We start from the raw sequence: 15,871 nt of genomic DNA, 5'->3' as shown, positions 1-15,871 counted from the left end.
CCTCCTTCTTAATGGTATCTATCACGCCAGATTACTTTTGTATCAAACTTTCCAGCAGGTTCAATTATTAATTCCGACAAACCACTATCTAAATTAAAATAATTAGATCCAAAATCTTTCATTTTCAAAGCACTCTCATCATTTAATGTAACGAGATTTTGTCCAGTATCTATTACAATTAAATCTCCTTGCCTAATTACAATAGGTGTTACGTCTGACTGTTTTGGTAATAACTCTTGAATTGAAAAACCTAATAAATTTACATACATTCTTTTTTCATATTTAACAGACTTTCCAACATACATTTGTGCTATTCTTGCTTTTCGTTGATAAAAGTTACCGCTGTCCTTAAACGTCTTAGAATCTTTATCGAGTGGTTTTCGTCGACCTTTATCTTTACCATAATCATATTTACACGTTTCAATGTATATCTCATTGCCTTTACGTTCTAATGTCATAAAGACATGCATATTATCTATTTTTAAATATTTAAACGGCGTTTCTCTAGCATAAATACGTTGTGCCTCACCGTGTTCATTATATGCATATGCGATAATCTGACCGAAGTTACGACTAGTTGATGTATTGACATAACCGATACTGAATAACGTTCTATTATTCTCATCAACTATATAGGTAAAACCTTTACCGGGACCTGTATCTGCATGATGTCTCACAAGTACTTTGAACTTCACTCTAAAATCTCCTAAACTTTTACCAAGTGATTTATAAATTGCTGCACCATGCCAATTAGTTGTACTTGCGGTCCCATAATTTGAAGGATATATACTCTCTTTCAATTCTGAAACCCCGAATCTTCCCCCGTTCGCATCTCCGCCATCTAACTTATTGCCAAATGAAGTATTTGCTGCAACATAAGCCCAATTACCTATACCTGTATGAAATTCATCATTGAACAAAAACGGTTCTTCATCTTTGTTAACTTTATTCGCATCTTCTGATTTACCAATCATAAAATAATCTTCTGCTACTCCATTTTGCCCTTTAGCAATCATATAAGATGTACTGTCTTTCAATGCTCTTGCTTCAATTATGACTGGTGTATCTGCAGTACCTTTATTAAGAATTGCAACTTCATCGGAAATAGCTGTATTTTCATATTCATTAGATGAGTATTTAAATGGATCTGTTAAAATAACTTTTATAGAAAACCTAACAAACTCTTTAGGATTTTTCGGGATTTCTATAGGGCCGTCAAATCTTGCTTTCCAGTACCATGATTTCGACTTAAACCTTAATTCAACTTCACCGTCGTAATTAAAAAATCCCACTAATTCATTTACTATCTCATCATGACTTTTTATTCCACCAGGCGATAAATAATCATTTCTCACAATTAAAGGTAATTCAAATTCTACTTCATCAATATTTCTTGATTTTTTCACACTACCTGGTCTGCCATTAACTTTTTCTCTTTCTGTAGCAAAATTAAAAGAGGGTATATTAAACCCTCTTGCTACAACAAGCCAATCAATTTTCTTTTTATTAACTAAAATAGTATCAAGCATTTATACACCTCCTATTAAGTCGCTGGATTATATCTACCTTTTCTCTTTTTAGTTCGTTCGTATTTCTCGATTAATTTAAACACTTCATTTTCAAGTGAATACTTATCAATTACTGGCTCATAATCTTTATTTGCAATTGCTTCATTACTTGATACAAGTTTAGAAACTAAACTTAATAACATATCAAATTTCTTTTCAAGATTTGAATTACTACTACCTGAACCAGTTGAAGGATTTGGTAAATTATTAGGTCTCTTACTTTTCGGCGAATTTTTCTCTAAATCATTAGCAGCTAAAGCTAGCAATTTCCATGAATCTTCACTACGTTTTGGATCTGATGGTATTATCCATTCTGGATATCCTTCTTCTCCCAGATGATAGAATCCATTCCAAACCTTACCACCTGTAGCAAATCTACGACTACCAGTTGGACCCCAACCCGAACGACCATAAGGCAAATTCTTTCTCCAATTAGAGTTATTAAAGAATGCTAGTAATTGGTCATATCCAGATTTAATGTTTCCGTGTCCTTTCATGGCATATGCTTTAAATGTACTAGGTACATATTGTAACAAGCCTTGTGCAGGTGTACCTCTTAAGTTGTTAATATCTCCAATATTACCTTGCGTTACACTTGCATCTCCACCGCTTTCACGTTGAATTTGTGCAATAATACCATTCATCTCTTTGCTAGATAAATTTACTTTCATTCTTCTTGCTGCTCTTTGAATAGTAGAACGCCATTGTGAAGGTGCTTGTTTACCTCCACCTTTTCCAGATAAGAATTTAGCAGGATCCACTGTATTTCTGTTAGTAATATCTGCTGAATGACCTTTCTCTACTTGATAATGTAAGTGAGGTCCAGTAGTCCAATGACCACTGTTACCTGTGTGTGCGAATTTTTCGCCTTGTTTAACCTTACCTGTCTTGAATATATCTTTTAAGTGCATAAAGAACTGTGTGAACTTACCACTTAATAATTTAGCAACTGTACCGCCGCCGTAGTTACTTAATTTTGAAATAGTACCGCTAGTTGGCGCTGTCAGTGTTGTACCGACTGGTGTTGCATAATCAATTCCATAATGACGTCCACCATTAAATCCATATCCAGCTACCGCTTTATTAGGACTATATGGTGTTGTAATAGCGTACTTCGTGAATGAACTACCATCTCCACCACCACTATCTTCAAGCCATCCGCCAAATAAATCTTTTACGCCTTCTTTTAATTTTTTATACATTCCTGCCATCATTTTTCTAGGTAATTCAGGTAGACTACCGAAATCTACACCAAAATGAGACATGACCTTATCTACTAGTTTTCCTGGATTGGATGCAAAGTCCCAGACATCACCTATAGCTTTATCAAATCCTTTTTTCAAAGCTTTAGCAGTGTCTTTGGTACCATTAATAATTTGCTTTCCTGCATTATTTGCTTGAGCCATTTTCTTACCTGCATATTTACCTGCATCTTTTTTCTTGTCATCAAGCCAACTACCTAGACTAAATCTCGGTAATGTACCCGTGCTAAACTGTGGAGTATTCAAATAATTATAAGTTGCTGTTCCGTTATGAACTCTTGAGCCTTTTGGCAAAATAACCTCTGTATCTGTTTTAGGTGTCATTGCTAGGCGTCCATTCGGATACTCAATCATTTCATGTCTAAATCCACCAGGACCATTACCAGGACCTTTATCTCCAACTATCGCTCTCGTATGTTGTTTCAACCGACCTTGGTTATCAGATAAAGAGTGATTGTGTTTTACTGTACCAGTAGACAACTTAATCTTTTTAAATTTATCCATTCCAATTTTAGTAGCTACTGCATTGACTCCATCAATTAATTTGTTTAAACCTTTTTTAACACCTTTGACCATACCACCTATATGATCTTTAATTTTCCCTACAATACCTTTTAATTTATCCCTCATTGATCTAAAACTTCCAAGCACAGCATCTTTAATATTTCTTGCCATTCCCGTCGTTTTATCTTTTATTCCACGCCAAATATTAGACATGAAATCTCTCAATCTTTGATTGATACTTTTACTGCTAGAGAATAATTTTTCAAAATGATTCTTAACACCTTTATATAAAGATGCCACTTTATCAACTGTATTTCTACGGATTGATGTCCATATATCACTCATAAAACTACGCAATTTCCTGAATAATTTGAGTGAATTATCATATAATCTCGTAAAACTACTTCTAACATTTACATATACTCTTAATGCCAAGTTAGAGATTGAATCTCTTAATCCTTTCCATAGATTCACACAAAAATTTCTTAATTTACTAAAAATATTTTTTGATGAACTGAAAGATTTTGTGAATGCATTTTTAATAATTGCATAAATAGATTGGACTATATTTTTGATTCCAGTTCTCATATGATCCAAAATTGTATTTACTGACTTTCTCATGAGTGTAAATATGTTTTTAGTAAAACTATAAGTTTTTGAGAACCCACTTGAAACTGCTTTATAAATAAATCCTAGTGAATTTCTAAATATACTTATAATTGCTTTCCAACCACCACTAAGTATAGATTTAAACAATTGAATAAAGACTTTTCCTGCTCCTAAAATTTTTCCAACAAGCATTAACTGTATTCCGTTCCAAATTAATTGAAGTGCACCTTTGAAAATTTGTTTGATGCCCTCCCACATTTTTCGGAAGTCTCCAGTAAATAATCCTGCAAAAACTTTAATTACGCCCATAATTACATTTAATGCGCCTGAAATAACGCCTTTAATATTACCCCAGACTGAGACTACTAACCATTTAATACCTGGCCAAATAATTTTCATGAGGTTCCAAATCAAAGTCATGATCGGACGTATTATGTTACCCCAAATAAATTTGAAAACAGTTGATATAACATTCGCTATATTTTGGACTGCTTCAGTAATTTGAGCACCGTTTTGATTCCAAAAACTAGTTAATTGACCACCAACTTGACTAGCAAAACCTTTTATTGCATTCACAACTTGAATGAATGTATTTTTTATTTTATCTGCAAAGGATGTTATTCCAACTACTACATTCGGTGGAAATATTTTAGATAGAGTAATGATTCCGTCTTGTCCATTTCCTTTGAATAATTGGAAGAAACCTTGAAGTGCAATCTTTGCTGCTTTAAAAACATTCATTACACCTGAAACAGCTTTATTTACAATATTTCTAAATGTTTCCGACTTCTTATAAGCGACAGTGAATGCGATGCCTAAGGCTGTTAATCCACCGACAATCCATAATAACGGACCGCCTGCAAAACTTATTGCAGGACCAAGCGCAGGGAATAGCTTAACTAATGTAGCTACTTTTCCAGATAGAAATGCCATAACTCCTCCAGCTTTACTAATACCAACTAACAATGGTCCTAGTGTTGTCATTGCACTACCAATCACACTAATAAACGAACCAAATATAAATACAACCGGTCCTATTGCTGCAACTAAAGAACCAACAACAGCTATTGTTATCTTCATACCATTAGACATGTTAGACATACTTTTTAAAACACCTGTTAATCCCTTGGCTAGCTTTATAACGATTGGTGCGATAGCGTCACCTAATGAAATACCAAAAGCTACAACATTGTTTTTCAATATTTTTAGTTGAGACGCCATTGTTTTATATCTTTGATTAGCTTCGTTAGATAAAGCTTTATTTTCTTTCCAACCCTTACCAGAGATTTGTACAGCTTTCCCCAATAATTTGTGATTATTAGCCATTCTTAAAATTGTATCCGATTCTCTAATTCCTTTGATTCCTAGATTCGCTAAAATATCAGAAAGGTTAGCTCCTTCTTTTTTAGATTCTGATAAACCACCGATAAAAGTATCTAAAGCTTTTATAGGGTCGCTTTCCCATTGCTTTTTAAATTCTTTAGATGAAACGCCACTTGCTTCTGCAAACTCTTTCAAAGCATCTCCACCATAACCAACTGCTTTATCAATTTTTTTAAGTACTGTTGTCATTGCAGTACCACCTGCTTCTGCTTCAATACCTAAAGAAGACATTGTCGCTGCAAGACCTGTTATATCTGATTCTGTCATGCCTACTAACTTACCTTGTGCAGCTATTCTCATGGACATACTCATGATTTCTGATTCTGTAGTTGCCATATTGTTACCCAAAGCGACGATACTTGAACCTAATCTACTAAATGATTTTTGTGGCATATCAACGATATTAGCAAATCTAGCAAACTCAGTTGCCGCTTGTTCTCTCGTTAAGTTCGTTGACTCACCTAAGTCAATTATTGTTTTAGAAAAATCTAATATATTACTTTTCTTGATACCTAGTTGACCGGCCATTTCTCCTACTTCAGCAATATCCGTTGCTGCAACAGGTAGGTTTTTAGACATTTTGATAATTCCGTCGGATAATTTTTTGTAGTCTTTTTCACTACCATTTACAGTTTTTCGAACTCCGGCAAAAGCACTTTCATAATCAATAGAAGCTTTAACTGCAGCACCAAAACCACCTACAATAGGGGCTGTAACATACATACTCATTGACCTACCGACGTTTTTCATTCCATCTCCCATCGTTTTTAAATGAGGTCCAAATTTAGAAAAGTTATTCCCTAATTTACCAAGAGTAGTATTTAAGGCTCTTTGATGGTCTTGTAAAGATTTCATATGTTTTTTAGCTTCTTCTAATTCATGATCGTATTGATTTAACTTAGCTGCTGCTTCATTATATTTAGATGCAGCTGCTTGAGTTTTGGCACTATTTTCTCCGGTTTCGGCACTTAAACGGTCATAATTTTGTCTAAGTTCTTTGACAATCTCTTTTTGGACTTTTTGTCTTTTAGTTAGTCCGTCAACTTTTACTTTTGATTTTTCCAAGCTGTTATCGTAACGACTGAATTTAGATAAATTGGCAGATAGTTCTTTACTGACCATCCTCATTTGTCGATTTAAACCTGTGACACCTTTATTAAAGCCTGAACCGTCTAAGTCAACTTTTATGACCATATTTCCAATAGGACTTGCCATAAAATTCCTCCTTTCCTTCTAAAATTAGATAAATAAAAAAAGTCACTCATTTATGTTTGAGTGACTTAACCAAATATGTCTTTAAAGCTATTGGCTGCTTTTTTGTTTTCGATTTTTGATTCTACAATTTCCAAGAAAAAATTAATTGGCATATTAGCTATTTTTTCAGGATCCATTCCTTCATCAATTAACTTTTTAGCAATTTTTATATAATTATTATATACACCTTCAGGCGTTAAATCTTCAGGTGTTATTTCGCCTTCTCTTCCACAAACTTTTTTGTATCACTTGGTTCTCCACCACTAGTAATATTTCTAAGAACAGTACCTAAAGTTTCAAAACCTTTATCTCCACTTTCAAGTCCTTTTTGTAATTCTTCAGGCGTAAATTGATTATCAAAAGCTTCAGCAATAAATTGAAAAACCTCGTCTAAAACATCAAACTGTTCTTCTGCCTTCTCAGATGCTTCTTCAAGTTTTTGATCATACTCTTTCTTTTCTGTTTCAGATAGTTCTTTATACTCTTCATCAGTTAATTCATTCAAATCAACAGCATTAAATACTTTTTGCATTTTTGCTGAAAGTTTTGAACCATAAATAGTTTCATATAAAGTAATAACTGGTTTAGCTAAATATTTTTTCGTCTGAACTTTTCCTGTCTTTGTAAATCCTGTAATTAATTCGATTGATGTACGTTTCATTTGTTTTCCAACTTTCTATTATTATTTTTAATTTGGCCAAAATAAAAATAAGTAGAGGACAAATGTCCTCCACTCTTATGCTTCAGGTACGACTCCACCAGCAACTACTGGTTTTTCAACTGCAGGAACAACTTGTTCTCCAACAGTAGACATAAATTCTTCGTATGTTTTACCGAATGTTTCCATAAACACATAGTCACGACCTTTAGTTTCACCTTTTGCATCATAACCTGTAACATGGGAAGCTTCGTCGAAAATACGGTCAACAAAACTACCTTCAACTTCGTCATTTTGGAATTCTACTTTATCTTGTTTTGATTGTCCTTTAATAGACGGTCTAGTAAATTTACCTTTAAATAGACCAACCCACTCGCTAGAGCCATCATGGTTACGACGTTCAAATACTGCACCTACGTCTGGCGGAATATCTTTCGCACTATATTTAAATCCACCCGTACCTTTAGTTGCACCCGATAAGAATGCTTTTTGTTCAGCAGGTACAGTAACAAAAGTAGTTTTAATTTCTAATTTACCATTAGATACAGCAGTTGCAGCAACGATATCATCACCGTAATCTTCTTCTGATTCTTGTGGTCTTTCTACTTCAATTTCTTTTAAGAATCTTGTTCGAGTTCCATTACCGTATTCAATACCTTCTTCGCTATCTTTTTTAATTGGTGCGAAATAAAAGTTTGAGACGCCAATTGCAATCCCTGTAACTCCAGTGCTTGAAGCAAAGTGCTGTAGGTTTAATTTTAGTAATCTTTCAGATTGTTTTAAGTTTTTTAACATGTTTAACTCCTCCTAATTTTCTCTTAATGAAAAAACCGTACCTTTTACACGAATGATTTCTCTAAATGTAAGAGTCTCTATTTCATATAACGGTTCACGGTAATATGCTTGGAAATTCATTTTTTCCAATAAAAAAACAAGCATTTCTGCTTGCTCAAATGGTTCGTTTTCTGACCACCAAATATCAATTTGATAATCATATTCTCTTGAAAGTTGCTGATCATCAGCGTAATCTTCTGGTGAAAAAGGTAAAGGAACTATTCTCACTATTGGATTATCTGTTTTTTTATGAAAATTTTCAGGCACGATATATTTAAAAACATTATCTGCCAGTGTTATATCTTTGTTTTTGATTATCTCATTATAAATTTCACTCGTAATGTTTTTAATCATCGTAACCCTCTTTTCATTGCAGTCTTCATAGCATTAAATACTATATTTCTGCTTTCTTTTTCTGATTTTGTAATAAATAATTGTGGTCTTTGATACATTGTACCGAATTCAGTTGTATGAATACGATGCGAGTACCCTTTTTCATAACCAACAGCGACATACTTTTCTAACGTACTTCTATCTGTTTTTACATTAGAAATTGCAATATAATTCCTAGCGTGCCTTTGCTGTTCGCCGAGTGGCGTGTTTTTTCGAAGAATTGGAATGATAGTAGATGCTCCAGCTTTCAAGACTCTCTTTTCTAGTGTAGACATTTGTAATAATTCTCTCTTTAATCCTTCAGCAACCGTATTTTTAACGATTTTTCCACCCATTAAAAAGTAACCTCACAATAAATACGTATAAATGATTTATCTATATAATCAGGTTTATAATATTTAATATTATATTTATAACCTTCATGTAAGACATAGTGCTTATTGCTCGGTTTGTAGTCGCCTCTTGGATCACGAATTATAATTGTTTTGATAAACTTGCTTTCGTTTGAAAGTGCCGTTTGAGTATCTGTCTCTTTAGAGTCTTGAATACAAGCAAAGCAATTATATAATTCAACTGTTTTAGGTCTAGATGGTAAACCATTAACAGATTTACTAATATCTTCGCAAAAAGATACTCTTTCATTCAGATTATTTGAGTTAAATTTCATTTTCATCACTTCCAATGTAATCAATAAACCTACTTCTCAAACGATGTACTACACTCATTACCATATGTGGAGCATAAGATAATGTTCGTTCGTTAAAAGCTATTCTATTCTCATAATAGTACGCTGTTAGTGGAAAAACAGCAGTTCTAAATGAAGTCTGATTATCAAACCAATCTTTATGTTTTTCATATTCATCAGTTACTGCACTCGCAATATCTTCTTTTGCCCACTCATAATAAGCTTTTAATAAATCATCTTCATAGTGATGATCTACCTTGCAGTGCATTTTTAATAATTTAAAATCTTCTTCAGTGATTGTCATTTAATCACCTCTTATTTTTTATCTTCGGATTTTACATCTACTTTTTCTTCAACTTTTTCAGCACGTTCTAAAATAACGCCATGCTTCTTTAATTTCTCATTAATTTCATTCGCACGCTTAACTGTCATTTTTACAACATCACCAGGTCTAAAAACTTTCCCAATTTCAATATCTTTATAAATATGTTTCACTTTAAATTCTGTCATTTTATATTCCTCCTAATTTTGTTAAATTAAAGAGGCTTAAAATTAAGCCTCTGGTGTTACAGGTGCATCTGTGTAATTAATAACAATCGCTGCTTTATAATCAAGTATTCTTACATCTTGACGCGTAGCAACCATTAAGCATTCACCGAAATGCATGTAATCTGTCCAACCCGCTTGATATTGAGAACGGTCGAATAATACTAAAGCATCTTTTAGATTACCAAATACTAAGGATTCATTACCTGCAGTTCCAAATGTTTCATCAGGTAAAATTTCGACTTTCGCTCCTAATAATCGTTGTTGTGACGCTTCTTTCACATCAGGTTGAATTAAGTAATTACCATTTTTATCTTTTAACTTATCTAGTTTAGCAAACATTGTTTGAGAAACTAACGCTACATTGTGTTCATAATTCGGTCTAATGTTTAAATTAACTGCATCTTTAAGTCCGTCAATTCCTTCTGCTGCAATTGTTTGTAATTTAGTGTTATCACCTAATTCACCTGGTCCACCTTTTTGAATTACATCAATAATTGCTTTATTACGTGTAGCTGCAATTGTACGTGCTAACCACAATTTTAATTCTTTCAATACATCGATTTGGCTATCCTCGATTGCTTCGCGTGAAATTCTGAAATAACCACGACGTGTCTTGATATCGTACGACAATTGGAAGAATGGTTTAACTGCTAACTCTGGGTTTTCTGCTAATTCTTCAACTTCTGGTAAAGCAGCAACTTGTGATTCGCGAACCACTGGGTATTTCCCTGAACCATTCTTAACACGTTTAACCGTTACATATTTGTCTAAATTAAATTCAACTTCTTTTAATTTAAGAATTTCTGTAACTATCTCCTCTGGAATAACCACATATCCTGAATCAGTTTTTAAGCTACCGCCAGGGATATCCGCTCTTGCTTCAATGTATTCAGTAAAATCACGAACTTCTTGAGATACATCATTACTAGTATGATTTGCACCTAATAAATTTGCGTTCGGAGTCTTTTTACTTCTCTTTTCAGGATTATTGTTACGATTTGCTTCAAGATTAGATGGATCATCCTCATCATTTGAACTCTCCTCTTTTAGTTTTGAAAGTTCTTCTTCCTTATCAGCAATTTGCTTTCTAAGTTCTGAAATTTCTTGTTCTAACTTTTCAGCTTTCTCTAAATCATCATCATTTAATGCTCTTGTTGCTACTTTGATTTTTAAATCAATACTACGTTGTAAATCTTCAATAACTGCTTTTAATTTTGATTTCTTGTTCATATAATGAACCTCCTAGTTTAAAATTTTTAATAAAAAATAAGCTCTACCTTATTCGGTAAGCTTGTCGGATTCATTTGATAACGGTGTTAATCTTCACCGAGATATTGGATCACCTCTTAGACATATTATTTTCAATTTGTAATTTACGTAACCTTTGAGATAATTCCTCTTTTTTAGCGATATCTTCATTTTGTTTTTCTATCATTTCAATACTTCGTAACGCAGGTGCTACATCTGTATCCTTATAAGCAGGATATGTGACAACTGAAACGTCTGTTAATTGACTTATATTCTTTAAAGTACGTTGATAAATGTTGTTATTTTTATCAAATCTCATTTCATCACCGTCTTCACTCAACATAAAACCAAAAGAACACTGATTGATATTTCCTAGGCGCATATTTTCGTATAAGTCTTTAGCATAATTGGTATTAGGTAATTCACAACGATATTTTAAACCAATTTCATCTTTAGTAAGTTTTAATGTACCTGCAGTTGTTCTTCCAATAATTTGAGAAGGTATGTGATCTACTAAACATCTAACATCCGTTAAATCTGTTTCATTTAAAGCATCAGGTGAAATCGTTTCTTTGAAACCGCCCAAATCTTCGGACCATGTGTTGTATTTTAAAGCATAGCCTTCAATAAACATTTTGTTACTCTCATCATCGCTTCTAACCTCTATTGATTCGAGAGTCCTAATTTCCTTTCCCTTCACTGTCGTCACCTCCCTTCAATTTATTATTCGTACCTTTAGATTTATTCATTTGGTAACTATCCACCAGTTCAATGTTCACATGATTTAAATCAACTCTATGAATACTTCCAAATCCACCTGGCACTGGTGGTAGTCCATCTCTTTGACGAACTTCATCAATATTTGTTTTTCCTGAATCCAAATTGATTTTGTCTATCTCTGCTTGTGTTTTTTCGTCTACAACTCGTATTTCTGTTGTATCGAATTTAAATTCTCGAATTCCATCTTCATAATCATTATTAAACTTGAAATTACATTCGGCACAAATACAAGTTGTGTATGGTTTAAGTGTTGAAAGATAGTCTAAATTTGCATCTTCAATGCTCATATTTGTTGGCTCAATACCAAATTTATGAAGTGGTATACCAAAGACACCAGCAATTTCACGTGTAGACGATTTATTGTCACGTATAAGTTTTAAAATTTCAGTATCTACTTCTAATTGTTCAAATGACATTGATTCATCCATTACTACGACTTTACCAGCTTGTTTCGTACCACTATATTGTTTATGAAATGACTCTCTCGCTCTATCTCTTGCTGCCTTATTATCCAATACGCCTTTCATCTTCAAAATGCCACCAGCATGTGTTCCATTTTTTAAAAAATTATTTAAAAATGATTTTCCGTTTTTATCAGTATCAATAGTGTTGCTTAAAGTATCTAAAAGCGACAATCCATTTACACCATCTAATGAATAAAATTTGATATCAAGCATGTCGTTAAACTCAATTTCTTTCTCATAGCCACTGCCATCAGATAATGTAGAAGTTAATTTATAAAAATAATCACCATTTGGACGGATTTTTAATTGCACTTCTGATGTTTTGCGAAAACACAAACCGCTAGGATTTCCTTTTCTATCTCTAAATATTTCTACATATCCATGTGACGTTAATAACGCATTAGCAAAAACAATGAATTTAAACATATAGCCGTTATACATGTTATTAGGGCGTATATTAAATAGTTTTGTCAAAGGGTGGTTATAGTCTATTTGTTTGTTTTCAATCAATCTGATAGGCATTCTAGCCAAATCAGAGGCAATCATGGTAACAGCTGTAAAAATATCACTATTCTTAATAGCTTCTACTGAAGAATATGTTGTAATTGACTGTCCTTGAAAGCCTGGTAGTGTTTGAACCATCATTTGTAAATCATCTTCATTGTATTGTAGATCACGAGTGTTGTTTAAAAAGATTCCCAATCACTTTACCTCCTTTCTGGTTTAGATTCATGGTCAATAATCAATGCAATTAAAATTAATGTAAGTCCTGTTGCTACTAGTCCGACTATTTCATTAAATCTTAAATACATAGCAATATTAACCAAGGTTAAACCTAATAAAAAAAGGATGCCTGTTAAATTAGCAACCAATAACATTAAGAAGTCTTTAATTTTGCTCAATTTCATCAATACACCTCCTAGAAACCAAATTCTTCACTTTCGTATATTTCATCCCAATTTTCTTGGAACTCATGCATTCTTGCTTCAGTCCATGCAATAAGAACTGAAACAATACTGTCTATCTTTTCTCTATACATAGACTTATCAACTTTGCAGTTCCCTTCTTTGTCATATATAAGGACTGCATTGTTAACACCAACGTCTAACGCTGGATTACTTGCATGAATAATTTTTTCTTGAATGACATCAAGTTGAAAATCTTTAATTGGTTGTGACATTACTTTAAATGATTGACCTACTTCAATCAGTCGCCAGTTAATATTTTTCCGCTTCTCTAACGAAGTTAAAAATGTTTCTGAATGCCAAGGATCATAACATAGTCCAATAACATTTAAGTTATACTCATCTACATAATTAATTAAAAACTCAATTACATGTTCGAAATCTATAACTCCATATTCAGACCGTGTTAAAGTTGCATTGCCTCGGTTCACCATTTCTAAATAATCTATTTTGTCACGTTTTATTTTCGCTTCAATACCACCTCGAGTTCCAACAAATACATGTGAATCAATATAATACTTTTTATCTATAGGATATATAAAACCAATACCAGTTAAGTCATTTAATCTTGATAAATCGACACCGATATAAACATCTCTATTTTTAATATCAGGTATATGTTCAACACTTATTTTTTCCCAATCTTTTATATTGACTAGTGATGATTCACTATTTGATTGCCAGATATTAAAGTTCTTTGTTTTAATTTTATGTGTTTCACCTTTATCGATTTGTTCTTGCATATCGTCTTTGATTGTTTGTAAAGCAACATCATAAAACGATTCAACTTCAAGTAATGGGTTAGCTTTAATCCAATTTTTCTCATTATCTATTTCTTCGTCATTATCCATTTCAGCACAATAAACAAAGTAATTATCATTTTCGAACTTTCCATACATTAGCCCTTTGCAATATACATATTCTTTATACATCGGTCCATTCAAATTAAAGCCTGCTGTACTTATGATAGCTATTAATCTATTCACTTGTTGAATCATACCTGAACGCAGGACTTCAAACATTGAATCGTCTTTAGCTTCGTGATATTCATCTAGAATACCTATATATGGGTCAAATCCATCTAATTTTTTAGTATCTTTTGAAAGTGGCTTCAATATTGATCCATCTCGCTTATTTGCCAAAAGGTTTTTTGATTCTGTTATTTTAGTAATGTTGTATACTTTAGCCGATTTATCTCGTAATGAATTCAATTGTTTCATACACATTTCCCAAACAACTTTAGCTTGGTCTTTCGCATTGGCTGTACAATATATTTGTCTACCTAATCTAGGATTTTCACCAAAAAGTAATTCATAAAGATTAATACCAGCAACTATGATAGACTTACCATTTTTTCTGGCCATACTGATATATGCACGTTTAAATCTTCTATGTCCTTGTTCGTTCTGCCAACCATAAATACTACCTACAATAAACTTTTGAAATAATGCTAATGGATGACATTCACCTGTTTTAATATCTGGTAACTTCTCAATGAAATTAATAACATGTAATGCCTTGTTTGGTTGCCACTGAAATGCTAAATCCTCACGTTTTAAGTCTTTTAAATGCCGTTTACACGCTCTTTTAACCATATTTGATGCTAAAATGTCGCCTCTTAGCACTTTTTTTGCATAAAAAGTAACTGGATCAATTAATTTATTATCAGTTAAAGAACTCATCCATTGGGTCCTCTACAACTTCATTTTTCTTTGGTGCGACAATTTTTATACGACTATCTAAACTAATACCAATCATACTTGCTGCAGCTCTCATTTCCCTTGCTACTTCTAACCTTTTTGATACTGCAGGATTAATCTTGATGTTAATAATTTCACCGTCGTCATTTCGAACTGGTATATTATGACCATTCTCTTGTAGTTCTTTAGTGAGTTCCAAATAACTTGAAACTTGTTCACAATAGTGACAAACGATTTGTAAATCTAGGTTTGCTATTGGCAAATTTTTCATTAAGGGAACAATACGCTTATATTCTTTTTTGGCCAATTTACTTAACCAAGTTGGTGGCCGTTCAGGTACACCCTCAAAGACATTCAAAAGTTCTTCTTCTTGCTTTCGTTGTCTGATTTCATCTTTTGTTAAGTTCTTTTTAGTAACATCAGTCGCAACTCGTCTTCTTCCTGCCAAACAAACCACCTCCTTCATAAATTCGGCTTAAAAAAGGGAAAAAGTCACAAAGAAAGCCCCGCCCCGTTCCGGGGAAAAATTTTTTCTTGGCCGTCAAAATTGGTGGGGGACTTTTTATTTTTCAATTTTTCATTTTCTGAATTTTTGTTTTTCACTTTGTTGCTTTTTATTAATTTCGCTTTTTTAAATCTTCTTGTGTTTTTTTGTTATGACATTCATTACATAGTGGTTGAAGGTTGTCTTCATCCAATCTCTTTGACCAATCTACTTTTGTTGGAATAATATGGTCTACTACTTCAGCAATTCTTCCACAACTACTACATAAGTAATCATGTTTCAGAAGTATTCTTTTTCTCATAGTTAACCAAGCATTTGATTTATAGAAGTTGATATATTCTGGATCGTTTCTTCTTCTAGTATCGTTGTATGCTTTGTTTGTATATGTTTTGTGCTTATCACAATATGTTTCGTCTCTACTTATCAATGTATTACATGTTGGATGATTACATCTTCGCATGATACTAATATCAATCACTCCTTCATCACATAATAAAAGGACCAACACAA

Annotated in this window: 15 protein-coding genes and 1 pseudogene; all 16 read right to left on the bottom strand. The window is 32.9% G+C overall.

Annotated features, from left to right (window positions below):
* Positions 1-8 precede the first annotated feature (8 nt).
* The 16 genes and pseudogenes from CD035_RS04240 to CD035_RS04165 all read right to left on the bottom strand — a co-directional run bounded on the left by CD035_RS04240 (position 9) and on the right by CD035_RS04165 (position 15,830).
* On the bottom strand, positions 9-1,529 hold the full coding sequence (locus CD035_RS04240; RefSeq protein WP_048542388.1) for a phage distal tail protein: 1,521 nt from the start codon (positions 1,527-1,529) through the stop codon (positions 9-11).
* 14 nt (positions 1,530-1,543) lie between these two features.
* Positions 1,544-6,541, bottom strand: coding sequence for a phage tail tape measure protein (locus tag CD035_RS04235; protein ID WP_048542387.1), 4,998 nt, complete (start codon positions 6,539-6,541; stop codon positions 1,544-1,546).
* Between the two features lie 250 nt (positions 6,542-6,791).
* Positions 6,792-7,241: a phage tail assembly chaperone G gene (gene gpG, locus CD035_RS04230; protein ID WP_048542385.1), complete on the bottom strand. Its 450-nt coding sequence runs from the start codon at positions 7,239-7,241 to the stop codon at positions 6,792-6,794.
* A 111-nt stretch (positions 7,242-7,352) separates the two neighbouring features.
* A pseudogene (locus CD035_RS04225) lies at positions 7,353-8,033 on the bottom strand (major tail protein); the annotation flags it as partial.
* A 12-nt stretch (positions 8,034-8,045) separates the two neighbouring features.
* Positions 8,046-8,426, bottom strand: a complete 381-nt coding sequence (locus CD035_RS04220; RefSeq protein ID WP_229412507.1) for a DUF806 family protein — start codon at positions 8,424-8,426, stop codon at positions 8,046-8,048.
* Positions 8,423-8,800 (bottom strand): HK97-gp10 family putative phage morphogenesis protein, encoded by a 378-nt coding sequence (locus CD035_RS04215; protein WP_048542381.1) that lies wholly within the window; start codon positions 8,798-8,800, stop codon positions 8,423-8,425. The genes CD035_RS04220 and CD035_RS04215 overlap by 4 nt, the downstream gene beginning before the upstream one ends.
* On the bottom strand, positions 8,800-9,132 hold the full coding sequence (locus tag CD035_RS04210) for a head-tail adaptor protein (protein WP_048542379.1): 333 nt from the start codon (positions 9,130-9,132) through the stop codon (positions 8,800-8,802). The genes CD035_RS04215 and CD035_RS04210 overlap by 1 nt, the downstream gene beginning before the upstream one ends.
* Positions 9,122-9,454 carry a head-tail connector protein gene (locus tag CD035_RS04205; RefSeq protein WP_048542377.1) on the bottom strand — a complete coding sequence of 111 codons (333 nt, stop codon included), beginning with the start codon at positions 9,452-9,454 and terminating at the stop codon, positions 9,122-9,124. The genes CD035_RS04210 and CD035_RS04205 overlap by 11 nt, the downstream gene beginning before the upstream one ends.
* A gap of 11 nt (positions 9,455-9,465) precedes the next feature.
* Positions 9,466-9,660, bottom strand: coding sequence for a hypothetical protein (locus tag CD035_RS04200; protein WP_048542375.1), 195 nt, complete (start codon positions 9,658-9,660; stop codon positions 9,466-9,468).
* A 42-nt stretch (positions 9,661-9,702) separates the two neighbouring features.
* Positions 9,703-10,929, bottom strand: coding sequence for a phage major capsid protein (locus CD035_RS04195; RefSeq protein ID WP_048542373.1), 1,227 nt, complete (start codon positions 10,927-10,929; stop codon positions 9,703-9,705).
* A gap of 109 nt (positions 10,930-11,038) precedes the next feature.
* Positions 11,039-11,647 carry an HK97 family phage prohead protease gene (locus CD035_RS04190; protein ID WP_048542371.1) on the bottom strand — a complete coding sequence of 203 codons (609 nt, stop codon included), beginning with the start codon at positions 11,645-11,647 and terminating at the stop codon, positions 11,039-11,041.
* Positions 11,628-12,836, bottom strand: coding sequence for a phage portal protein (locus CD035_RS04185; protein ID WP_376751187.1), 1,209 nt, complete (start codon positions 12,834-12,836; stop codon positions 11,628-11,630). The genes CD035_RS04190 and CD035_RS04185 overlap by 20 nt, the downstream gene beginning before the upstream one ends.
* Positions 12,837-12,898: 62 nt before the next feature.
* The gene (locus CD035_RS04180; protein ID WP_048542367.1) at positions 12,899-13,099 is read right to left on the bottom strand and encodes a hypothetical protein; all 201 of its coding nucleotides are present in this window, start codon (positions 13,097-13,099) and stop codon (positions 12,899-12,901) included.
* Positions 13,100-13,110: 11 nt separating this feature from the next.
* Positions 13,111-14,838, bottom strand: a complete 1,728-nt coding sequence (locus CD035_RS04175) for a terminase large subunit (protein ID WP_048542365.1) — start codon at positions 14,836-14,838, stop codon at positions 13,111-13,113.
* On the bottom strand, positions 14,822-15,304 hold the full coding sequence (locus tag CD035_RS04170; RefSeq protein ID WP_048542363.1) for a phage terminase small subunit P27 family: 483 nt from the start codon (positions 15,302-15,304) through the stop codon (positions 14,822-14,824). The genes CD035_RS04175 and CD035_RS04170 overlap by 17 nt, the downstream gene beginning before the upstream one ends.
* Positions 15,305-15,473: 169 nt before the next feature.
* Positions 15,474-15,830, bottom strand: coding sequence for an HNH endonuclease (locus CD035_RS04165; RefSeq protein ID WP_048542761.1), 357 nt, complete (start codon positions 15,828-15,830; stop codon positions 15,474-15,476).
* Positions 15,831-15,871: the final 41 nt, after the last annotated feature.

It is taken from the genome of Mammaliicoccus sciuri (assembly GCF_002901825.1).
Taxonomy (GTDB): domain Bacteria; phylum Bacillota; class Bacilli; order Staphylococcales; family Staphylococcaceae; genus Mammaliicoccus; species Mammaliicoccus sciuri.
This window is presented reverse-complemented; position numbering and strand designations above follow the sequence as displayed.

Excerpts from the sequence above, each read along its gene's own strand:
- CD035_RS04185 (WP_376751187.1), bottom strand. The coding sequence starts at position 12,836 with ATGATGGTTCAAACACTACCAGGCTTTCAAGGACAGTCAATTACAACA.
- CD035_RS04240 (WP_048542388.1), bottom strand. The coding sequence starts at position 1,529 with ATGCTTGATACTATTTTAGTTAATAAAAAGAAAATTGATTGGCTTGTT.
- CD035_RS04220 (WP_229412507.1), bottom strand. The coding sequence starts at position 8,426 with ATGATTAAAAACATTACGAGTGAAATTTATAATGAGATAATCAAAAAC.
- gpG (WP_048542385.1), bottom strand. The coding sequence starts at position 7,241 with ATGAAACGTACATCAATCGAATTAATTACAGGATTTACAAAGACAGGA.
- CD035_RS04215 (WP_048542381.1), bottom strand. The coding sequence starts at position 8,800 with ATGGGTGGAAAAATCGTTAAAAATACGGTTGCTGAAGGATTAAAGAGA.
- CD035_RS04210 (WP_048542379.1), bottom strand. The coding sequence starts at position 9,132 with ATGAAATTTAACTCAAATAATCTGAATGAAAGAGTATCTTTTTGCGAA.
- CD035_RS04175 (WP_048542365.1), bottom strand. The coding sequence starts at position 14,838 with ATGAGTTCTTTAACTGATAATAAATTAATTGATCCAGTTACTTTTTAT.
- CD035_RS04200 (WP_048542375.1), bottom strand. The coding sequence starts at position 9,660 with ATGACAGAATTTAAAGTGAAACATATTTATAAAGATATTGAAATTGGG.
- CD035_RS04205 (WP_048542377.1), bottom strand. The coding sequence starts at position 9,454 with ATGACAATCACTGAAGAAGATTTTAAATTATTAAAAATGCACTGCAAG.
- CD035_RS04235 (WP_048542387.1), bottom strand. The coding sequence starts at position 6,541 with ATGGCAAGTCCTATTGGAAATATGGTCATAAAAGTTGACTTAGACGGT.
- CD035_RS04195 (WP_048542373.1), bottom strand. The coding sequence starts at position 10,929 with ATGAACAAGAAATCAAAATTAAAAGCAGTTATTGAAGATTTACAACGT.
- CD035_RS04180 (WP_048542367.1), bottom strand. The coding sequence starts at position 13,099 with ATGAAATTGAGCAAAATTAAAGACTTCTTAATGTTATTGGTTGCTAAT.